This window comes from Hahella sp. HN01, from assembly GCF_018986435.1.
Classification (GTDB): Bacteria; Pseudomonadota; Gammaproteobacteria; order Pseudomonadales; family Oleiphilaceae; genus Hahella.
Window position 1 is genome coordinate 1 of the sequence record NZ_JAHMIN010000047.1, and the last position, 17,036, is coordinate 17,036.

A 17,036-nucleotide genomic window follows, 5' to 3' on the forward strand; every position below is an offset into this window, starting at 1 on the left:
CAGCCCACCCGGGAACACATGAAGCAGGATGTCGCAGCCTACATGAGATATTACAACCTCGAAAGACTGCATACGGCGAACAATGATATGTCGCCGGTTAATTATGAAAACTCTCTAAAGAAAGTGTCCGGTGGGATTTGACCAGAACAATCGTTGATAGTAAGGACGCTGGGTCTTGAGTGCGCGTCCTGCACATTCGAACTCCAGAATCACCACATTTGGAGTCAATGTGTGATGTATCTGGGGCTCGCTCAGTCTGTCGACGGCAAGAATTTCACCCAGCCTGGATAAGTATGAGGAAAGCGCCATACGTCCCTTTATTTCTCGCACGCTGTCGGGCGGCGCATAGGGGAACTCCATAACGCCGTCAGGGGCCATCATCGCCACGAAATCCTCTGCGGTCTGGTCCACAAGCGAACCGAGAGAATGTTTGAGCATATCTGAGAAGCGAGCGAAACCTGCGGTGCGATCAACCATTATCTGTAACTCCTTGCTCATCGTTGGAACGGCATCGTATCATCGACAAAACCTTACTAGAGATATTCAATGGAACGCAACCGTCTCGACGAAAATAAAAACCGCCGTCGCCTTTCCGGCGCGGCAGTGAAGCAGGAGGCAGTCACTCAGGCGATTGAACGAGCTTTATTCCAGGTGTGGGCGAAAACAGGCTATGCGGCCCTGACCATGGAAGCGGTGGCGAAGCAAGCAGGAGTGGGCAAGGCTGCAATCTATCGGCGCTGGCCATCGAAACTGGCGATGGTGAATGATGTTCTTACCCGTGTAGGAACCAGCCTGGCGGTAGCGCCAGACACGGGTAACTTGCGCGGTGATATCCTGACGCTTTTAAAGAGTTTACGGCGGCTTCTGAGGCACCCTCTTGTCTCTCGCATACTTCCAGACCTTCACGCAGAGATGCCGCGAACGCCTGAACTCGCCGCCGCCATCCGATCAGAGTTGCAGGTGCAACGGAGAGCGCGAGCCAAGGAAATACTGAAACGCGCCAGCGCTCGTAATGAGGTATCTGCGGATACTGATTTTGATATCGCGGCGGACATGTTTGGCGCACTCATCTACTGGCGCATGATTATTACTCGACAGAAGGCCGATAACGCTTACTTGGAAAGGCTGTCCGATGTAATGATGAAAGCGTTGGGACCTTCTTGAGTACAAGCAACATCGCGGCGCTTTGATATGCCGCCAAATAACTCAACGGTATTTATTTCAACTTTCAACAGAAATATAAGTCACCTGACCTGCTAAGTTAAAAACGACCGCCAGCAAATAGTGAGTGATGTCTGCTGAAAACTGGATATCAAAGACAGCGAAAGATTCTTCGTCCTCCGGATACAGGCCGATCCTATGAAGCGATAGCGCCTTCATGAAAGACTCTTTATTAATCGGCGTGTTGCCAAAAACAGCTTTAGTCTCTTCTTCTGAAAATGCATCAAGATGATGTTGTAGATAAAATCTCGCCGCCTCTGACTCTTCTCCTTGGTCAAAATCATTTGATATGGCTGAAAAAGCACGGTTTGCATAGCTCTCCAGAGAATCTACAAACGTCGAGATGACTTCAAAATCACCTTTTTCCAATTCGTCGGACTCTAAGTTGAGATCAACCTCTACTTCTACGCCATTAATAACAACCGTTCCCTCGTAGTATTTCTCAAGGTTGTTTGGGTCAATTTGTCCGAAAATATCAATTCCCATCAGCATCAATTCCTTAGATAACAATACATTTCCATGGAGAGAAAGAGTTATAAACTATTCCTCACAAAAACCGAGCATCCACAAACTCCGGCGACTGCCAGCGATCAGCCTGGTTGTTACTGATGAAGTCGCCATACCAGGATTCGAGGTCTTTGTAGTTGGCGGTAATTTTCTTCTCATCAAGCCCCGCTGCCTTGAGCTGCGTCATGTCGGCGAACTGGCTTGTCTGGGGGTTCACCAGGGCCACTGACAGCATGCCTTCAAAGTCGATTACTCCGCTCAGTTCGGGCCAGTATAGAACCACATCCGGCGTATTAACGGTTTTAAACGCAGAGGCGGATCTTAGCAGCGCCATTAGTTTTTCCGCCAAGCGTTCATCCGGTCCCATCACCGACATTACAAAAAAGCGAAATGCTTCTGCATCAGCCTCGTATTTCAACAGGACAAAGTAAGGACCGCCCATGGCCAACTTAAGCACATTAGACAGAGCCTGTTCCGTGGTCGCAGAAGCAGGCTCCCAGTCAATCCGGGGCGTCTTGTCACTCCAATACCAATTGCGATACATCGCATCCCAGTCCGATACAGAGTCGACGCCTGCGGCGGGCGAGGACAGCCACGCCTCATACTCGGATTCAGACAGTTGTAACTTACCGGCGATAATAAATGCATCACTCATTGGATCTGTCTCGCTAATCACTATTGGGAAAAAAATAGTAAGCGCTGCAGCCTGATCTTCAAAGCGATTTATCGGTCCCCTCGACTACGGTTGCGTCGTTCGCGACCAGATCAAACCGCCAGTGACGCCCCCACCAACAGCTCCTCCACCAGCGCACTGCGAAATGCTTCGCCGTCTTCATCGAGTTCCGAGTTGATCAGAACGAACACGCCGTGGCTCAGGTCTTCGGTCAGAACCAGGATATTGGCGGCGCCCAGATCTCGGCCGCTGTGTCCTACGAACTGTCGTTCATTGACGCCTTCCAAGATCCAGCCCAGGCCTTGATAGGGGTATACCGTGGGTTTGACCTGTCGCCGCAGCATTTCCCTGGGGGCTCTTGGCGACAGGATGTCTCTGCTGTTTTCGCCGCCGATCATGGCGCGCACGGCTTTACTAAGATCCGCCACCGAACAGCGAAGCATGCCGGCGGGCACATCCGGATAGCCTTGTTGCGGCAATTCAACCAGGTCGCCGTTCTGATAATCATAAGGTTTGGCGAGTATGTCAGGGTCGAACTGTCGCAGATACCAATGGGCGTTCCAGATTCCAAGAGGTTCAAGCACGTTTCTTTCCACGTATGAAGCAAAGGGCTGGCCGCTGACGCACTCGATCACATATCCCGCCAGCGCCATCGCCACATTGCAGTAATCCCACTTTTGTCCCGGCCGCGCCCGACTATAAGACCCTTCAGGCGTGTAAGCGTCCCCTCCTTTCACCAGATAATTTTTTAGAAAACTGTCCAGACTTTGTCTGGGATCGCCCTCGTAGGAAGGATCGCCATGCCCTTCATCGGAAATGCTGGACGTGTGCGTGAGGAGGTGACGCGGCGTGATGGGATCATGTGGACGATATGGGTTTCTGACTGCGAAGTCGATGTACTCGTTCACATCAGAGTCCAGATCGAGCCTTTCACGCTCAAATAATTGCACCAGTGCGGTGGCGGTGAATAACTTGCTGATTGACGCCAGATGCATGGGCGTGTCGACAGTGAGCTTGCGCCCCTTGCCGATATCGGCGTAACCAAAGGACGAGGAATAAAGCGTGCCGCAGTCTCGGGACATGATCGCCACGGAAGTTCCCGCCACATGAGCGGCATGCATGCGCGGTTGAATGCTTGATTCAAATTTCTCCCGCCACTCATCGAAAGAATACGAGGCGTCTTGGGTCGATTTCGCGAAGGCGATTTGTGGAGCGATCAGGCCTGCTATTCCCATTTTGAGCAAAGAACGTCTAATTAAAATCATGGATAGTTCCCTTATATAAGTCGTCATATCAGTTGTCGTACGGTGGTCGAGCATTTGAGCGGCTAGCGGTTCTTTGCCTGAGTCAGTTCATGATCCAGAAAGTTCACGGCATTCATTAATGCCTGCGCGGCTTCAGGCATGAATCCTGAAAAGAGATGCCACACATGGAACATACCGGGCCAGACTTCCAGATTGACCCGCACCCGGTTTTCTCCCAGATGTGACGCCAGACGGATGGCGTCGCTTAACATCACTTCGTTTTCACCAATTTGAATGAGTGTCGGCGCGATTCCCCGTACATCGGCGAATACCGGTGAGGCGTCGGGATCTGTCGCCAGCGCGTCACCCAAAAACGTACGTGCAAGTCGCTTTAACATCGCCACCGTCACCAGCGGGTCCAGGCCGTCTCGATCCTGCGCTGATGCGCCGCTGTGGGTCAGGTTGGCCCAGGGTGAAAGCGCCGCGCCTGCGACGGGTTGCGGCAACCCGGCATTGCGCGCCTTGATCATCGTGGTGATGACCATGGCGCCGCCGGCGGAGTCGCCGGAAAGCGCCAGTGATTGAGGAGCGACGCCAGATTCCAGCAGGTATCTGTATGCGGTAAATACGTCATTAACAGGGGTTGGAAACACATGTTCCGGGGCCTGCCGATAATCCGGCACATACACTCTGGCGCCCAGCCAGGTGGCGTATCTCGCGGCAAGTCCCTCGTATCCCTTTATTCCGCCATGAACATAGCCGCCTCCGTGTATGTACAAGAGTGTGCGGTTATCCAACACCTTTTCAGGCGTAACAACTATTCCCGCAACGCCCCCCATGTTCACCGGCTCTATGTCGACCTTTTCCGTGACGGGGAAGAGTTCGTTCAAGGCATTCATATAGTGGCTACGCACTTCCGCCCAGCTTGCTTCCGACACCCCCAGTAATTTATCGCCAATGGGCCCCGCCGCGTTTATCCATCCCTTAAGCGCCGCCTGCGCCTTATCATTTAACATAATCGCTCCTGACATAAGCCTGCGCACTATTACGCAGAGCTTGATATTAAGTGGCTTTCATTAGAGAGTTCGGAGCTGTTAAAAACAAATATACAACCAGTCTTTATTAATACTTTTTTGCACTTGTACAAACTGATACACAAGAACAGCATCTATCAACTTTTAAAATACTATGCGCAGGCATTTTTCGGCTGAATTTAAATTAACTTAAACATTTAAAATAACTGTAACCAATGGGTAGAGCTATTTCGAAATAATGTTATGATAAAGTCCTGTGTCATTGTGATAAAAAAATAAGATATAGAGGTTCTCGCCAATGGAATATCCAATCAATGGTTCCTGTCAATGCGGACAGGTTACCTACACGCTATCTAAACCTCCTATTGCAATAGCGGCCTGTCACTGCAAGCAATGCCAAAAGCTGTCGACCAGCGCGTTCAGCCTCACTGCCATGATTGAGTCAGACGCCCTTGATATTCGTGGTGAAATGAACGAGTGGAGCCGAGTCGCGGCCAGTGGAAACACAAGCTCAGCCAAGTTCTGTGCGGTATGCGCCAATCATATATACCATTACAACCCGAGCAATCCCTCGCATATAATGCTGAAACCATCCACCCTCTCTGACACCAGCATTATTAACCCGACCATTCACGTCTGGGTCAGTGAAAAACAAGACTGGTTTCAAATACCGGAAGGCGTTTTGGTTTTTGATACGCAACCATAAACACTGAAAAGTTATTTACGCCGCCCGCAAGCCACTGTCTATCCGAAAACCAATGGCTATTATGCGGGCGCTCAATGTATATATATGAAAAGAAGTTCGCCGACAGTTCATTAATTGTACTGGTAATGCGACATCAAGCCTAAAGGGTCATACCAAAGCGCTTTATTTTCCAATGGGGTTTCCGTTGGCAAAAACGGATTATCTAACAGGAAGGTCCTCCGCTCAGTCAATCTGGCGTCCTTAATCGCTTTGCCATGATGTTTGAAGAATATTTCGTCAAACGATTTGTCGGCGATCATCAGGGTTAATCCGACTTCGATGCGCTGGGCAAGCTCAGGCGCGTACCTGGAAACAAAAAAGTAATAGGACCAGGGGTAATAAATCAGAGTCTGCTGTTCTATCGCCAAATACGGCAGGTCGTCACGCCGCGTTTTATATTCGGGGAAAACCTCATTAATGCCTCGTGGAAAGTGATCAAAGCGCCGCTGCACTAGCATTTTAAAAAGCCCGTCGTAGCTGCTGGCGGTTATGACATGGAAGCCGTTTTTCTCATACAGCGCCACATCCCCCCACCCCAATCCCTGACCAACGGTTAAACCGCGCAGGTCATCAAGCGTCTTCAGGTTATCAAATTTCGACTGCGAGTCCTTGGCGATAAGACTGATACGATAGCCAAGCAATCCCTTTCGCAAGGGGATGCGGATGGGGATAAAATCCGCCTCTTTGTCTTTGCTGGTGGAACTCCAGATAACATTCACAACGGAGTCTTTACGCCTCAGTTCCACAATATAGCGCGCCTCCGACATCACAAAGGGCGCTTCCGACAAGCTATAGGCGCCAAATCTTGCGGTGGTTTTATCCAGCGCAACGGTTAACAGTTCCATTAAGTCGGTGTAGCGGGTGTCGTGAATGGACTGTGAGGCGGGAACCACAACACTGATGGCCTCAGAGCCATGAGCCCTGAATGTCAGAAGAACAAAGAGAAAAACCGCCAGCAACTTCATATCTGAAACCTATCTGGACGCTGTCTTTAGCTCAAGTGTAGCAATTCAACTCTCAGACATGCTGAGAAGCCTCTATACAAATAAAGTATTAAAGTATTACGGAAAAAGGCCAGCATGAGACTGGCCTTTGTTTCATTTTTCAATGAATAGAATCTGGGCTAAATACTCCTATGGAGTCCCCTATAGTGAATTATCCAACTTCACCATTTTAGCTTCAGAAGGTACGCCGTTCTCATTGAGTGCGAACAGCATGTAGTAGCCTGGAGGCGCAATATTGGAGTTCAGCGGCGTGGTCAGCCGGTAATAGTTATTGCCCATGGCGTCCAGTTCCAATTCGATGCGTCGTTGATCGGTATTGGATGAGTGGGTGACCGCAGACAAGCGGATCAGCGCAACAGAGCTGATGGTTTGTTTAGAGCTAATGTCGAAAGCCTTGTTATAGCCGATTTTGCCGTTATATCCCGTCGGCCCATTGTCGACCAGGGAGATTTCAGGACGATCACCTTTGAACAGGTACGGAGGGCTGTAGATTTCCGCTGTGGTGTAGTTGAATTTACAACCTGCGCCACACGCGCCGCCGCCGGCGACCCAGATTCTGCCGTCAGGAAGCAGCACTGCAGTTGAGTGGTAGTCCCTGGGGTCCTGATGCTGAGCGACTTCCGTCCATTCATCGTTGGCTGGATCATATATTTCCGGCGTATACACCGCTTCGCTGGTATCGAACAAGTGGCTGTCCCTGGAACCGCCCACCGTGAAAACGCCGCCATCCGGCATCACCACCGAGTTGGCGTAGTACCTGGGATGGTGCATGTTTTCCTTGCGTACGGATTCTCCGGTTTTCAGGTCGATCTCGTAGACGGAATACAGTGACTCACTGACATTAATTTCCGCCTGATCGTCTTTATAGTCTTCAACACCGAACCGGGCGTTTCCGCCCATTAACAGCAGCTTATCCGCGCTGTACTGAACATTGGTGGCGCCCTGAATGTACTTCGGTCCATCCTCACGTCCCAGGCCGATCAGCGTGGAGCTGCCCTCGCCTTCGACAGTGTGACGCACGAAGTTCTTGTAGGGCGCGTACTCCAGAATGCTACCGTCATGCATAACGGCGAGTTTACGGTAATACTGCCCACGGGCCAGGCCGTAATCACTGTTTTGTCTGCCGTCGATATCAATCACAGTGGATATCTTCTCGTAACCAATATCCCTGGTATTGCTCAAATACCTGAAACTGCGAGTGTCTGGATTCCAGATTTCTCCCTTCATATTTTCAAAGAAAGAATTTGGGTTGATAGAACCGTCCCCGTCGCCACCGGTTGTGAAGACAGAGCCGTCGCCCAGGATAACGGCGCTGTTATACCAACGCGCTTTCACCAGATCGTTTTCCCGGTTCCATTTGTTGGTGTCTGAGTTGTAGGTCACCACATATTTACGTTTGGACTGGTCGCCTCCGCCGCCCATAATCAGCAGGGAGCCATCCCGATCCATGACCGTGGCCGGGCAGAACATCTCGTAGGTATCTTTCACCAAATACTGAGAAAGTTCTCCGCCTTTAGGGTTGAACGTGCCGGTGTAGGTGACGTCATCGCCATGAAAACTGATCGGCGTGGACCCCGACCAGAACACCAGCTGCCCGTTGGGCAGAATCGCCGAGGCAATCGCCACCAGGCCCAGCTCGAAAGTGTCGCTCCATTCACCAACCACTGTTTTCGCGGCCGGTTTGAGGTCGAACTTTTCGTTGTCCCCGGTCGTGCAGCCGAACTGCATCAGTTTCGCCCCGTCAGTGAATCGATTGCCTGCGATATTCAGGCAAAGCTCCGTCCCCGCCTGAGTTATCCGGTAACCGTCCCTTAAAGGCGCGATATTCAGCGGTCTTGCGGTCTGGCAATCGCCCAGCTTGACGTCCGCTCCGGCGACGCCCGGCACGTTAATGCAGTACTCCCGGTTCTCTACCGTAGTAGTCAGTTGGTAACTCCCATCAGGATTCTGACGAGCGTTCCATAACAGGGAGTCCGCTGAGCAGGCCAACTGCACCAATCCCATCGTTGCGTTGCTTTGAAAGCACAGTCCGCTGTCCTTGCCGGCAAGGTTAAACAAGCCGGCCGGTATGTCAGCAAACGCCATCTGGGAGGTCACAGCTATGCCCGTACCTACAATTATTTCACGTATTTTCACGTGTACATCTCCAAATAATTAACTTCTTAGGTTTCTCATGCAGCTTGTTGTTTTTATTGACTAACATGAGCACCTGTTAGAAGGGCGTCTGGAGAAATAGTTCAATTATTTCGATTAAGTTAATCGATTATTTTGAAAAGTCGAATAAACGAAGCGACCCTGACCGCTCTGTTTATGCGATGGCTTTGCACGCCATTCACAGCCAGTGCGCCAGACAATCTGCAGAATTTACGCGCTGAACCTAAGTCGCGCTCAAGGCTTCCCGCAGACGTTGCGGAAGCGGCACAGGTCTTTTGCTTTCGGGAGATATGGCGACCTGGGTTAAAGTCGCGCGAAAGCTGATTTCATCGGCATGGTTGCGGGCTTCAACCAGAAAGCTGAATGAGGTCGTGGTCAGTTCTTTGCAGCTGACGCTAATGTCGATGACGTCATCCCAGGCCATGGGCGCCAGAAACTCAATGGAAAGCGCCCGCGCCGGCGGCAGAATCCCCATGTCCAATATCTCGCGGATTCCCGGCGCGCCGAGTTTATGGGACAGGAATTCGTGCACCGCCTCTATCACGAAATACGAGATACGGGGCGTATAGACAATCCCGGCCGGGTCACAGTCGCCAAACAGGATTGTCCGCTTTGTCATAAAACTCATCGCGTTCACTCGCTAATCATTTCTTTTCCGTTAATTTTTCGCCGCGCCAACCTTGGTCACGCGTCCCCTACTCGAAATCCTGAACTTTCGGCCTCATCTCTATGCCGAACAAGCATAGAATACTCGCTATCACGAAGATTTCAGGAGACCGCTGGACATGTATATCGGCAAGTTGGCGAAATTGACAGGAACCACGCCGAAGGCCATTCGCCACTATGAAACGTTGGGACTGTTGCCTGAGCCCCAGCGCAGAGAGAAATACCGCGTCTACTCTGACGACGATGTGGAAGCGGTCACGCTGATCAAGCAGGCCCAGGCTCTCGGATTTAAATTGTCGGAACTGAAAAAGCTGGTTGCAGGCATTAATGTATCCGACGGCTTTCCCTTCGATGCGGCGATAGCCATGGTCAAGATGAAACGGCAAACGCTACACGAAGAAATGCAGGCGATGCAAAGTCTGGACAAGCGCCTCAGGCAGCTTCAGGAAGATCTGCAAAACTCATCCTGTCGTTGTTGACTCTGCCCCTAAGGACAGGGTTTAGCATCTGCGCCATCAAACGGATATCTGATTAAGTGTTTGGAGGTAGTAGATGAAGAAAATACTGGTGCTCAATGGCAGCCCTAAAAACGGCGGACTCACTGGCGCGCTGTCTCAGCAGTACGCAAGCGTCGCAAAAGAAGCGGGATTTTCGGTCAGCAGGGTGAATCTGGGCGAGTTAACTTTCGACCCGAATCTGGCTTCCGGTTATGACGTTATTACCCCCTTGGAGCCGGATTTAATACGCTTGCAGGCGCAGATCCAGGAGGCGGATCATCTGGTGATGGCGTATCCAGTCTGGTGGGGCGGCGTTCCCGCCCTGATGAAGGGCGCACTGGATCGCACTCTGTTGCCGGGTTTTGCATTCCGCTTTGAAAAAGGGGCCTCCTTTCCACAGCCACTGCTGGCGGGCAAAACCGCACGCCTGCTGGTCACGATGGATACGCCGCCCTGGTATTACAATCTGGTTTATGGCGCTCCCAGCCATAAGATGATGAAAAAAACCGTGTTGGAATTCTGCGGCGTCAAACCCGTCAAAATCAGCGCGTTTGGGCCGGTGATCAAATCAACGCAGACCCTGCGCCAGCGCTGGCTACAGCAAACGGCTTCACTGGCGATGAATGGAGATTAAAACGTTACTCGGTAATTAGTAATTAATAGATTGGGCGTTTATACGTAATAACTCAGGGCACTTATTGCCGCTAAGCGGGCTCAGGCAGAGATACCCACAATGCAATAATGGCCGCGCTAGCCATTACTGTGACGCATGCTAGACTGAGCGGAGAAAGTTGGCGGGCGTCGCGGGGAATCAGCAGCGCTCCCAGAACCAGGCCAGTAATGAGCCCTCCTCCGTGGGCGGCGTTGTCGATGCCGTCCACCAGAAAACCAAAGAGGATGGTGAGCAGGGAGAAAATGGCGGCGCCGAAAAAGATCCAGCGGAACTCAATCAAAGGCACGCGGGTTCTATTCAGCCAGAGATAACTGAGTAGCGCCCCGTACACGCCGAATATGCCTCCCGAAGCGCCTGCGGAGACGACGCTGACACCATGGAAAGTGAGGGAAAACAGATTGCCGACAAGCCCGGACGTTATAAAGATGAGTAAAAAGCGCGTATGCCCGTACATGCGCTCCACCCACTGTCCCCCATCCCACAGCGCCCAGACGTTCAGCGTCAGGTGGATAATGCCGAAGTGGARAAAAACCGCCGTACCCAGTCGCCACCATTGTCCGTTCTGCGTCGCCGGGCTGACGTTGGCGCCCCACTGCAACATGGCATGACTCGATACATGCCAAAATTCACCGTTTTTTAACCATGTAAAGACAAAAACGAGTATAATCCCGAGAATGATTATCATTGAAGTGTAAGTAACGGCGACTCTTTCTTTTAGCTGTTCATAGAAAGAAGGCATGGACGCGCTGGATTCCCTGCGAAAGTTTTTAACTTGTTGAAATTAAAAGGACATATTGGCTCGGTATAAATGGAAACTATCATACCCCGGGCGCAGACGCACGTTAACACGATGAACAGACACAGACTTTCACTGCGACGCCTGACGCCGCCTTTTTGGGGCCCGCGAACATTTGTTCCCAGCCCTCCCACCTCCGGACCCTAGAGGAGACTGACGCTCTTTCGATAGGACAAAGAACCAAGGAAGTAAAGGATTAGATGTACACAAGGATTAGAGGTACACATGGACAACCTGCAACGATCAATGAAGATCGGCTTTGGCCGTAAAAATCTGCATCAGTTTTGCGAGGCGCTGTTAGACCCCCTCGCCCTGTTCATCAGCATATTGCTGGTGAGTTACCTATTCGAAGACGCGATTGAAGCGCCCGCGATGATCTCCGCGCTATTTGCATTCTGCGTCGCCTTCCCCGGGCAATCACGACTACACCAACCTTTGAGCCGTTGTCTCGTCGACATACTGTTGAGCTGGTTCGTCATCGCCTTTTTGATTCTGTCTTTAGGCTACGCCACGCGATCGATCGACTTATTCTCGCTGTCCACCATTCTTCACTGGCTGTGGATCGGTCCCGCTTTACAAGTCAGCGCGCATCTCGCGTTCCGCTACTTCACGGTATTGCTGCAACTGCGCGGCGATCGACAGAAAGTGGTCATCGTGGGCATGAACGAACAGGGGCTGGAACTGGCCAAGCGCCTGTCCCGCAGCCCCTATTACAACGTCGAAATACTGGGCTTTTTCGATGACCGAACGGCGGACCGACTACCCAAAGGCGCCGACTGGCCGGTGTTGGGGGACTTTTCTGAGCTATACGACTACTGCAAGGAGCAGCGCATAAACAGTATTTATCTGTCGCTGCCCATGACGACGCAGCCTCGCATTCTGGCGATTCTCGATAGCCTGGGCGACACCACCGCATCGATATCGTTTATTCCCGATATGTTCGTGACCAAGCTGATCCAGGGCAACGTCTACCAGGTTACCGGCATGCCGGTCGTCTCTGTCTGCGATACGCCGTTCCGGGGCGTCAATGGCTTGATCAAGCGTTGGAGCGACATTGTGCTTTCCGCATTGATATTAGTGATGATCGCGCCGGTGTTGGCGGTGATCGCGGTGATGGTGAAAGTCAGCTCGCCCGGTCCCGTGATTTTCAAGCAGCGTCGTTACGGTTTGGATGGTGAAGAAATCATCGTCTACAAATTCCGCTCCATGACCGTCTGTGAAGACGGCGATGTCATCAAACAAGCGCAAAACGGCGATAAGCGGCTCACGCCTATCGGTGGTTTCCTGCGCAAAACCTCATTGGATGAGCTTCCCCAGTTCATCAATGTGCTGCAAGGCAGGATGAGCATTGTTGGGCCCCGTCCCCACGCGGTGGCGCACAACGAGCAATATCGCAAGCTCATCAAAGGCTACATGGTTCGCCACAAAGTTCGGCCGGGCATCACCGGTTGGGCTCAGGTCAACGGTTTGCGGGGCGAAACACAAACCCTGGAGCGCATGCAGGCGCGGATCGAGTTCGATCTCGACTACCTGCGCAACTGGTCGCTGGCGTTGGACCTGAAAATCATCCTGATGACTGTTGGCATGGTCTACAAGGACGAATATGCATACTGAAACCGGACCTGGAACATCATCCGGGCGCCGCGCAATGGATATGACCTCCCACTTATTTGAGAGATATTTGCAATGAAAGGCCTGTACATTAACGTTACCAACGTGAAAGCCGAGGTAGAGTTATTTTCTTCTTCGATCGGCGCCCCCTCGGACATACATGAGTTCGACTCTCCTCTTGGCGCCCACATTTTAGTGGATGTGCATCGCGCCAATTGGCCAGAGGGCGTCGCCTACGCCGATGAAGCGTCGCGCTCGCTGGCGGTGGGCTGCGGACACTTCGTCTTCAACGGACGTTTAGGCAATATCAGCGAGTTCGCCCGCGCTTTCTTCCGGGCGGAGACGGAAGAGGAACGCACCGCGGTGTGCTCCCTGATCGAAGCCGGCAGCTACCTGTTCTATATCGAAACCGGCGGCGAATACTATCTGGTGACCGATCCCTTCGCGCTGGTTCCGCACTTTCAGGATATGCAGTCCGAAACGCTGCGTGTCGCGCCGGCGCCTTGCTATATCGCGGACGGCAAGGACGTGGACCCGGTGCTGCAAAACATCCTGAATATCAAGCGACACCTGTTTGGCGGCTATACCCTGTTCAAAGGCGTCGAGCGACTGGAAGTGGGAGCTATTATTTCCCGTGACCGCACGTCGTTCTATTTCGATTACCTGAACGGCTCCGGCGACCTGCACAACGTCAATGAAAAGATGCGCAAAGGCATGGGGATCTTTGGCGACCGCAAAAAGATTCTGCCTTTGAGCGGCGGACTGGACTCCCGGTATTTGCTGTCTCTTGGTAAGACTCATTACGGTTATACCTACGGACCGGCGAATACCGGCGACCGCCCCGTCGCCCGCAAGTTCGCCGGCTTCTTCGATGACTACCGTGAGTTTTCTCTGCTCGATCTCAGCTATCCAAAACTCTCGCAACAGCTGGGCGAGAAAATGTTCAAAGGGTTGGTGTCGCGCCCGCTCTCCGAGCTGCTGGTGGTGTACCGTCACTTCTATGAAGCATGGGGCGACGGCAACCTGTTCGTCGACGGCTACCTGGGGGGCACCTTGCAAAGGGGGTATTACTTTAATATCGAGTCCACCTGGGGGACGTTGTTCCGTATCTTCCCTTCCCTGATGTTCCGTTTCATCACACCGGAAGACCTGATCCGTTACCGCTACCGTCAGTTGGACGCCGCCGGCAAAGAATTGTTGTTGAACAACTTCCATGCCGCCACGGCGCGTTTCAACTGCGACGGCTGGAAGAAAATATTCCTGTATGAGGCGCTGTACGGGCGCAGCGGGCGCTGGATCACTCACGGCGGCTGTGTAATGGCGAGTCAGTTCTTCACACCGGTGCAGCCCTTCGTCTTCTTCGACGTCTTCCGCACCTTCATGTCTCTGGACGTGCGCAAGTTCAACAGTTTTTCATTGCTCTCGCCACTTTGGAAAACACTGCCGAAAGGCCTGAGCGATGTGGCCACCCTCGATTTATATCGCCCACTCTGGCCCGCCATGCTGAATCGCTGCCTGCATGTGGCGTCACGGACGACCGACAAACTTTCCCTCAGCAATCGCTTTGATAACTACAAGGAAGAACTGCCCAAGGTGCAATGGGAATGAGTTTGGCCGCAACAACAGTCCAGACGTAAATGACGCTGGCAATTAAGTAAAGTAGGAAAAAAGTAAAGCAAGCAAAGTGAAGTGAAGTGAGAGAAGCGAAGCAATAAAGAAGATAATAAAGACGTTACTGAATGGGTTCGCCGAGTCTGCCGAGACAGGCTCGGCGAACCGCTATTGAATCCTTCCGCTAATCCAACTCCAGACTGGGTTTTTTGGGAATCGCCATCCTGACTTTTTCCGGAATGGACGGATCGGGCTCGCAATCCGCAAGCGAGTTGCAGCCGATCATCTTCATATCATCCCACTGAATCGTCAGCAGCCCACCGTTGGCGGTGACGTAATCAATCAACTCCGCAGAAGTATAGAGTTTCATGGGGCTGATAATACTGATGCCATCCGGAGAGGGATCGAGAGGATGGCGGGTGTAGTTGTGAATGTCGAAAATAGTCTGGGGTTCCTGATTGTCCAGCGCCGCGGTCATCTGGAAACGACCGGTCTCCGCATCCCCCTCAATAAAGGTGTACTCAAGAGATATCCACTGTCCCACGGGGACTTCAAAAGTCTGGTTGACTTCACGCCATAGCGCGTCGTCCCACTTCTGTGTGGTCTGATTAAACGTGCGCGCCCGTATGGCGAAACGTAGCTGGTTCTGCCCCTCCTTTATGCTGGGTTTGTTGATATTCACGCTGACGACGAACGGATAAGGATTTCCATCCCAATGGGGATTGTTCCACCAGGAAGACAGAGACAGCCAGTCAATGGTTTTCGGGTAGGTCCGCAGCATGCTGAAGCTGTTGCTCAGATACATGCGCACCTTCAGCTTTAACTCTTTAAAGCCGGTCTTGCCAGTGACGTCTAACTGCACTCTGCCTTTCTCGTTATTGACGTTGGGTTTTTTCAAGGCGAAAGCGAGCACCTTGTTGCTGGGATCATCCAGCGCCGGCTGCACCTGCGCCCAGCGTTCAGTGAGGTCGCCGCCTTCATAGTTAATGAATGCGCCGCCAAATCCCATGGTGGTTTTCTGTTCATTGATCCAATTGCGCACGCAGGAAAACTGATTGGTGCCTAGTTTGGGTTCTGCAGTTTTGCCCGGCTGGATGTCCTGGAAATATAAGCCTTCGTTGAAGTCTGAGCTGAAAACGACCCGATTTCCGTCGTTACATGACCAAAACCAGTCCAGTTGCGGCGTTTCCGCCTGGACCGAATCAAGGGGCGGAAGTAAACACCCCAGAGCGGTAAGTAGAAGCGCCCGTCGTTTCGTAACGTCGGGCGACTTGGTCGAGTTGGCTGTCGGCCTGTCCATAAGCACTCTGACTCCTGTTGGTTAGACTGACTAAAAAAATGGCGCTGCTCCGCAGCGACCGAGTACGGCTTGGCAGTGTATTAACCAAAGGTTCATCCGCGACCACGGATAGAAAAGGGCCCGATTGCAATGACGGGGACCTCCACCAATGCTTGGATAAGTCGAAGTCGTTCAGGCCCGATAATGCTTTTCCGGTTGGCCAGCCACTTCGCGGCGGACAACTGATGCTCTAAACAGCGCTCGCCGGAACACGCTTACGCGGCTGCTCGATGTCCGGCGCTGCGTCGCGCCGGCAAGCGGATTATGTTGAGGTGGCTGTAGGTTTCTCCTAGCGGAATGACTCCTGTTAGTTAGTCTGACCTTATTAATAGTAGTCGTCATTGCAGGGACTGAATGTAACGTGACAGCTTTTTAACCAAAGCGCCATCCGCCACTTCGGAGATCGCAGGGCCGGATTCCAGTTGCGCGCGCCGGTCCAGAATGCGCGCCAGATCCGACGCCTCCCAGGCCACAATGATGCCTTTGCGGTTGGCCAGCCATTTCGCGGTGGCCATTTGATGCTCATTGCGGTGTTCGCCCAGAGACGCTTTGCGCGGCATGATGATCACTGGCTTGCGCAAATACATGGCGGTAATGATGGAGCCCATGCCCGCGTGCGAGACGATCAGCTCCGCCTCGCGCATGTAGTCGGTCACCTTGCCCGGAGCGAGAAAATCCGCGAACCCCATGTGCTGCGGCATGTATTCGGCCGGTCCGGTCTGCGCATAGACCACTACGTCCTGGTTGCGCCCCGCCCAGTCGTCCAGCGCGCTGATCATGCGATCAAACGCAAGTTGAGTGCCTACGGTTGCGAAAATCACAGCACAGCCCCCCAGTAATGTGGCCCGCTGGGCTTGCTCAGGTGCTCCCATTGGGTCAGCCAGACATGCGCCCATCTGCCGACTTTGGCGCCGGACTGGGACAGGGCCTCACCGTTGGCGATGCTGTCTATCCAGATCGTGCGCGCCCCCAAAAGTCGACCATACAGAATGGCGGCGAACCCCGGCGCAGCACCGGTGGTGACGACAATATCCGGTCGGGTCTTGAGCATCACCCACGCCACCTGCAGGAACATTTTCAGCAGCGCCAGTTTGTTCCACATGTTGGCGTCCTGCACGATAAAACAGGGCTCGTTGTGAGGAGAACTGTAGTCCTTTACGGTGGTCATCCATAACAGTTTGTGGTCCTCAAACGCGCCGCGCAGTCTTTGTAGTTGCACCCAGTGTCCCCCACCTGAGGCGACTAAAAGTATTTTTTTCAT

At 52.5% G+C, this 17,036-nt stretch carries 19 protein-coding genes; 7 read left to right on the forward strand and 12 right to left on the reverse strand.

Going from position 1 to position 17,036, the window contains the following annotated elements:
* Nucleotides 1-141, forward strand: a 141-nt coding sequence (locus KP814_RS28685; protein ID WP_216740021.1) for an IS3 family transposase, incomplete at its 5' end; no start/stop codon positions are given.
* Here KP814_RS28685 and KP814_RS28690 read toward each other — a convergent pair.
* Complete coding sequence (locus KP814_RS28690; RefSeq protein ID WP_216739984.1) at nt 115-477, reverse strand: nuclear transport factor 2 family protein; 363 nt, start codon at nt 475-477, stop codon at nt 115-117. The two genes, KP814_RS28685 and KP814_RS28690, sit on opposite strands and share 27 nt — an antisense overlap.
* A gap of 69 nt (nt 478-546) precedes the next feature.
* Here KP814_RS28690 and KP814_RS28695 point away from each other — a divergent pair, with 69 nt between their 5' ends.
* Nucleotides 547-1,164 (forward strand): TetR/AcrR family transcriptional regulator, encoded by a 618-nt coding sequence (locus tag KP814_RS28695; RefSeq protein WP_216739985.1) that lies wholly within the window; start codon nt 547-549, stop codon nt 1,162-1,164.
* A gap of 57 nt (nt 1,165-1,221) precedes the next feature.
* Here the strand turns inward: KP814_RS28695 and KP814_RS28700 are convergent, their stop codons facing one another.
* The 4 genes from KP814_RS28700 to KP814_RS28715 form a co-directional block, all read right to left on the reverse strand.
* A complete protein-coding gene (locus KP814_RS28700; RefSeq protein ID WP_216739986.1) occupies nt 1,222-1,707 on the reverse strand; it encodes a DUF2004 domain-containing protein in 486 nt (161 codons plus the stop codon).
* Between the two features lie 61 nt (nt 1,708-1,768).
* Nucleotides 1,769-2,383 (reverse strand): hypothetical protein, encoded by a 615-nt coding sequence (locus KP814_RS28705; RefSeq protein WP_216739987.1) that lies wholly within the window; start codon nt 2,381-2,383, stop codon nt 1,769-1,771.
* 110 nt (nt 2,384-2,493) lie between these two features.
* Entirely contained in the window at nt 2,494-3,666 is a 1,173-nt protein-coding gene (locus KP814_RS28710) for a serine hydrolase (RefSeq protein WP_216739988.1), read from the reverse strand.
* A gap of 62 nt (nt 3,667-3,728) precedes the next feature.
* A complete protein-coding gene (locus KP814_RS28715; protein WP_216739989.1) occupies nt 3,729-4,661 on the reverse strand; it encodes an alpha/beta hydrolase in 933 nt (310 codons plus the stop codon).
* Between the two features lie 316 nt (nt 4,662-4,977).
* On the opposite strand from KP814_RS28715, the gene KP814_RS28720 reads away from it, so the two are divergent.
* Nucleotides 4,978-5,385 (forward strand): GFA family protein, encoded by a 408-nt coding sequence (locus tag KP814_RS28720; protein ID WP_216739990.1) that lies wholly within the window; start codon nt 4,978-4,980, stop codon nt 5,383-5,385.
* 110 nt (nt 5,386-5,495) lie between these two features.
* Here the strand turns inward: KP814_RS28720 and KP814_RS28725 are convergent, their stop codons facing one another.
* From KP814_RS28725 to KP814_RS28735, 3 genes are all read right to left on the reverse strand, one after another.
* Nucleotides 5,496-6,389 (reverse strand): transporter substrate-binding domain-containing protein, encoded by an 894-nt coding sequence (locus tag KP814_RS28725; RefSeq protein WP_216739991.1) that lies wholly within the window; start codon nt 6,387-6,389, stop codon nt 5,496-5,498.
* 180 nt (nt 6,390-6,569) lie between these two features.
* The gene (locus KP814_RS28730; RefSeq protein WP_216739992.1) at nt 6,570-8,564 is read right to left on the reverse strand and encodes a galactose oxidase-like domain-containing protein; all 1,995 of its coding nucleotides are present in this window, start codon (nt 8,562-8,564) and stop codon (nt 6,570-6,572) included.
* 241 nt (nt 8,565-8,805) lie between these two features.
* A complete protein-coding gene (locus KP814_RS28735; RefSeq protein WP_253938707.1) occupies nt 8,806-9,201 on the reverse strand; it encodes a thioesterase family protein in 396 nt (131 codons plus the stop codon).
* A 166-nt stretch (nt 9,202-9,367) separates the two neighbouring features.
* Here KP814_RS28735 and KP814_RS28740 point away from each other — a divergent pair, with 166 nt between their 5' ends.
* Both KP814_RS28740 and KP814_RS28745 read left to right on the forward strand, forming a co-directional pair.
* Nucleotides 9,368-9,727: a MerR family transcriptional regulator gene (locus KP814_RS28740; RefSeq protein WP_216739994.1), complete on the forward strand. Its 360-nt coding sequence runs from the start codon at nt 9,368-9,370 to the stop codon at nt 9,725-9,727.
* A gap of 73 nt (nt 9,728-9,800) precedes the next feature.
* Nucleotides 9,801-10,379 carry an NAD(P)H-dependent oxidoreductase gene (locus tag KP814_RS28745; RefSeq protein ID WP_216739995.1) on the forward strand — a complete coding sequence of 193 codons (579 nt, stop codon included), beginning with the start codon at nt 9,801-9,803 and terminating at the stop codon, nt 10,377-10,379.
* A 70-nt stretch (nt 10,380-10,449) separates the two neighbouring features.
* Here KP814_RS28745 and KP814_RS28750 read toward each other — a convergent pair whose 3' ends face one another.
* Complete coding sequence (locus KP814_RS28750) at nt 10,450-11,019, reverse strand: rhomboid family intramembrane serine protease (protein ID WP_216739996.1); 570 nt, start codon at nt 11,017-11,019, stop codon at nt 10,450-10,452.
* A gap of 420 nt (nt 11,020-11,439) precedes the next feature.
* Here KP814_RS28750 and KP814_RS28755 point away from each other — a divergent pair, with 420 nt between their 5' ends.
* Nucleotides 11,440-12,828, forward strand: coding sequence for an undecaprenyl-phosphate glucose phosphotransferase (locus KP814_RS28755; RefSeq protein ID WP_253938708.1), 1,389 nt, complete (start codon nt 11,440-11,442; stop codon nt 12,826-12,828).
* A 72-nt stretch (nt 12,829-12,900) separates the two neighbouring features.
* The gene (locus KP814_RS28760; protein ID WP_216739997.1) at nt 12,901-14,433 is read left to right on the forward strand and encodes a hypothetical protein; all 1,533 of its coding nucleotides are present in this window, start codon (nt 12,901-12,903) and stop codon (nt 14,431-14,433) included.
* A gap of 187 nt (nt 14,434-14,620) precedes the next feature.
* On the opposite strand, the gene KP814_RS28765 is transcribed toward KP814_RS28760, so the two are convergent.
* The 3 genes from KP814_RS28765 to KP814_RS28775 all read right to left on the reverse strand — a co-directional run bounded on the left by KP814_RS28765 (nt 14,621) and on the right by KP814_RS28775 (nt 17,036).
* On the reverse strand, nt 14,621-15,736 hold the full coding sequence (locus KP814_RS28765; RefSeq protein ID WP_216739998.1) for a hypothetical protein: 1,116 nt from the start codon (nt 15,734-15,736) through the stop codon (nt 14,621-14,623).
* Between the two features lie 377 nt (nt 15,737-16,113).
* Nucleotides 16,114-16,596, reverse strand: a complete 483-nt coding sequence (locus KP814_RS28770; RefSeq protein WP_216739999.1) for a glycosyltransferase — start codon at nt 16,594-16,596, stop codon at nt 16,114-16,116.
* Nucleotides 16,593-17,036, reverse strand: coding sequence for a UDP-N-acetylglucosamine--LPS N-acetylglucosamine transferase (locus tag KP814_RS28775; RefSeq protein WP_216740000.1), 444 nt, complete (start codon nt 17,034-17,036; stop codon nt 16,593-16,595). Before KP814_RS28775 ends, KP814_RS28770 begins: the two co-directional genes overlap by 4 nt.

Excerpts from the sequence above, each read along its gene's own strand:
- KP814_RS28690 (WP_216739984.1), bottom strand. The coding sequence starts at position 477 with ATGGTTGATCGCACCGCAGGTTTCGCTCGCTTCTCAGATATGCTCAAA.
- KP814_RS28695 (WP_216739985.1), top strand. The coding sequence starts at position 547 with ATGGAACGCAACCGTCTCGACGAAAATAAAAACCGCCGTCGCCTTTCC.
- KP814_RS28700 (WP_216739986.1), bottom strand. The coding sequence starts at position 1,707 with ATGGGAATTGATATTTTCGGACAAATTGACCCAAACAACCTTGAGAAA.
- KP814_RS28705 (WP_216739987.1), bottom strand. The coding sequence starts at position 2,383 with ATGAGTGATGCATTTATTATCGCCGGTAAGTTACAACTGTCTGAATCC.
- KP814_RS28710 (WP_216739988.1), bottom strand. The coding sequence starts at position 3,666 with ATGATTTTAATTAGACGTTCTTTGCTCAAAATGGGAATAGCAGGCCTG.
- KP814_RS28715 (WP_216739989.1), bottom strand. The coding sequence starts at position 4,661 with ATGTTAAATGATAAGGCGCAGGCGGCGCTTAAGGGATGGATAAACGCG.
- KP814_RS28720 (WP_216739990.1), top strand. The coding sequence starts at position 4,978 with ATGGAATATCCAATCAATGGTTCCTGTCAATGCGGACAGGTTACCTAC.
- KP814_RS28725 (WP_216739991.1), bottom strand. The coding sequence starts at position 6,389 with ATGAAGTTGCTGGCGGTTTTTCTCTTTGTTCTTCTGACATTCAGGGCT.
- KP814_RS28735 (WP_253938707.1), bottom strand. The coding sequence starts at position 9,201 with ATGACAAAGCGGACAATCCTGTTTGGCGACTGTGACCCGGCCGGGATT.
- KP814_RS28740 (WP_216739994.1), top strand. The coding sequence starts at position 9,368 with ATGTATATCGGCAAGTTGGCGAAATTGACAGGAACCACGCCGAAGGCC.
- KP814_RS28745 (WP_216739995.1), top strand. The coding sequence starts at position 9,801 with ATGAAGAAAATACTGGTGCTCAATGGCAGCCCTAAAAACGGCGGACTC.
- KP814_RS28755 (WP_253938708.1), top strand. The coding sequence starts at position 11,440 with ATGGACAACCTGCAACGATCAATGAAGATCGGCTTTGGCCGTAAAAAT.
- KP814_RS28760 (WP_216739997.1), top strand. The coding sequence starts at position 12,901 with ATGAAAGGCCTGTACATTAACGTTACCAACGTGAAAGCCGAGGTAGAG.
- KP814_RS28765 (WP_216739998.1), bottom strand. The coding sequence starts at position 15,736 with ATGGACAGGCCGACAGCCAACTCGACCAAGTCGCCCGACGTTACGAAA.
- KP814_RS28775 (WP_216740000.1), bottom strand. The coding sequence starts at position 17,036 with ATGAAAAAAATACTTTTAGTCGCCTCAGGTGGGGGACACTGGGTGCAA.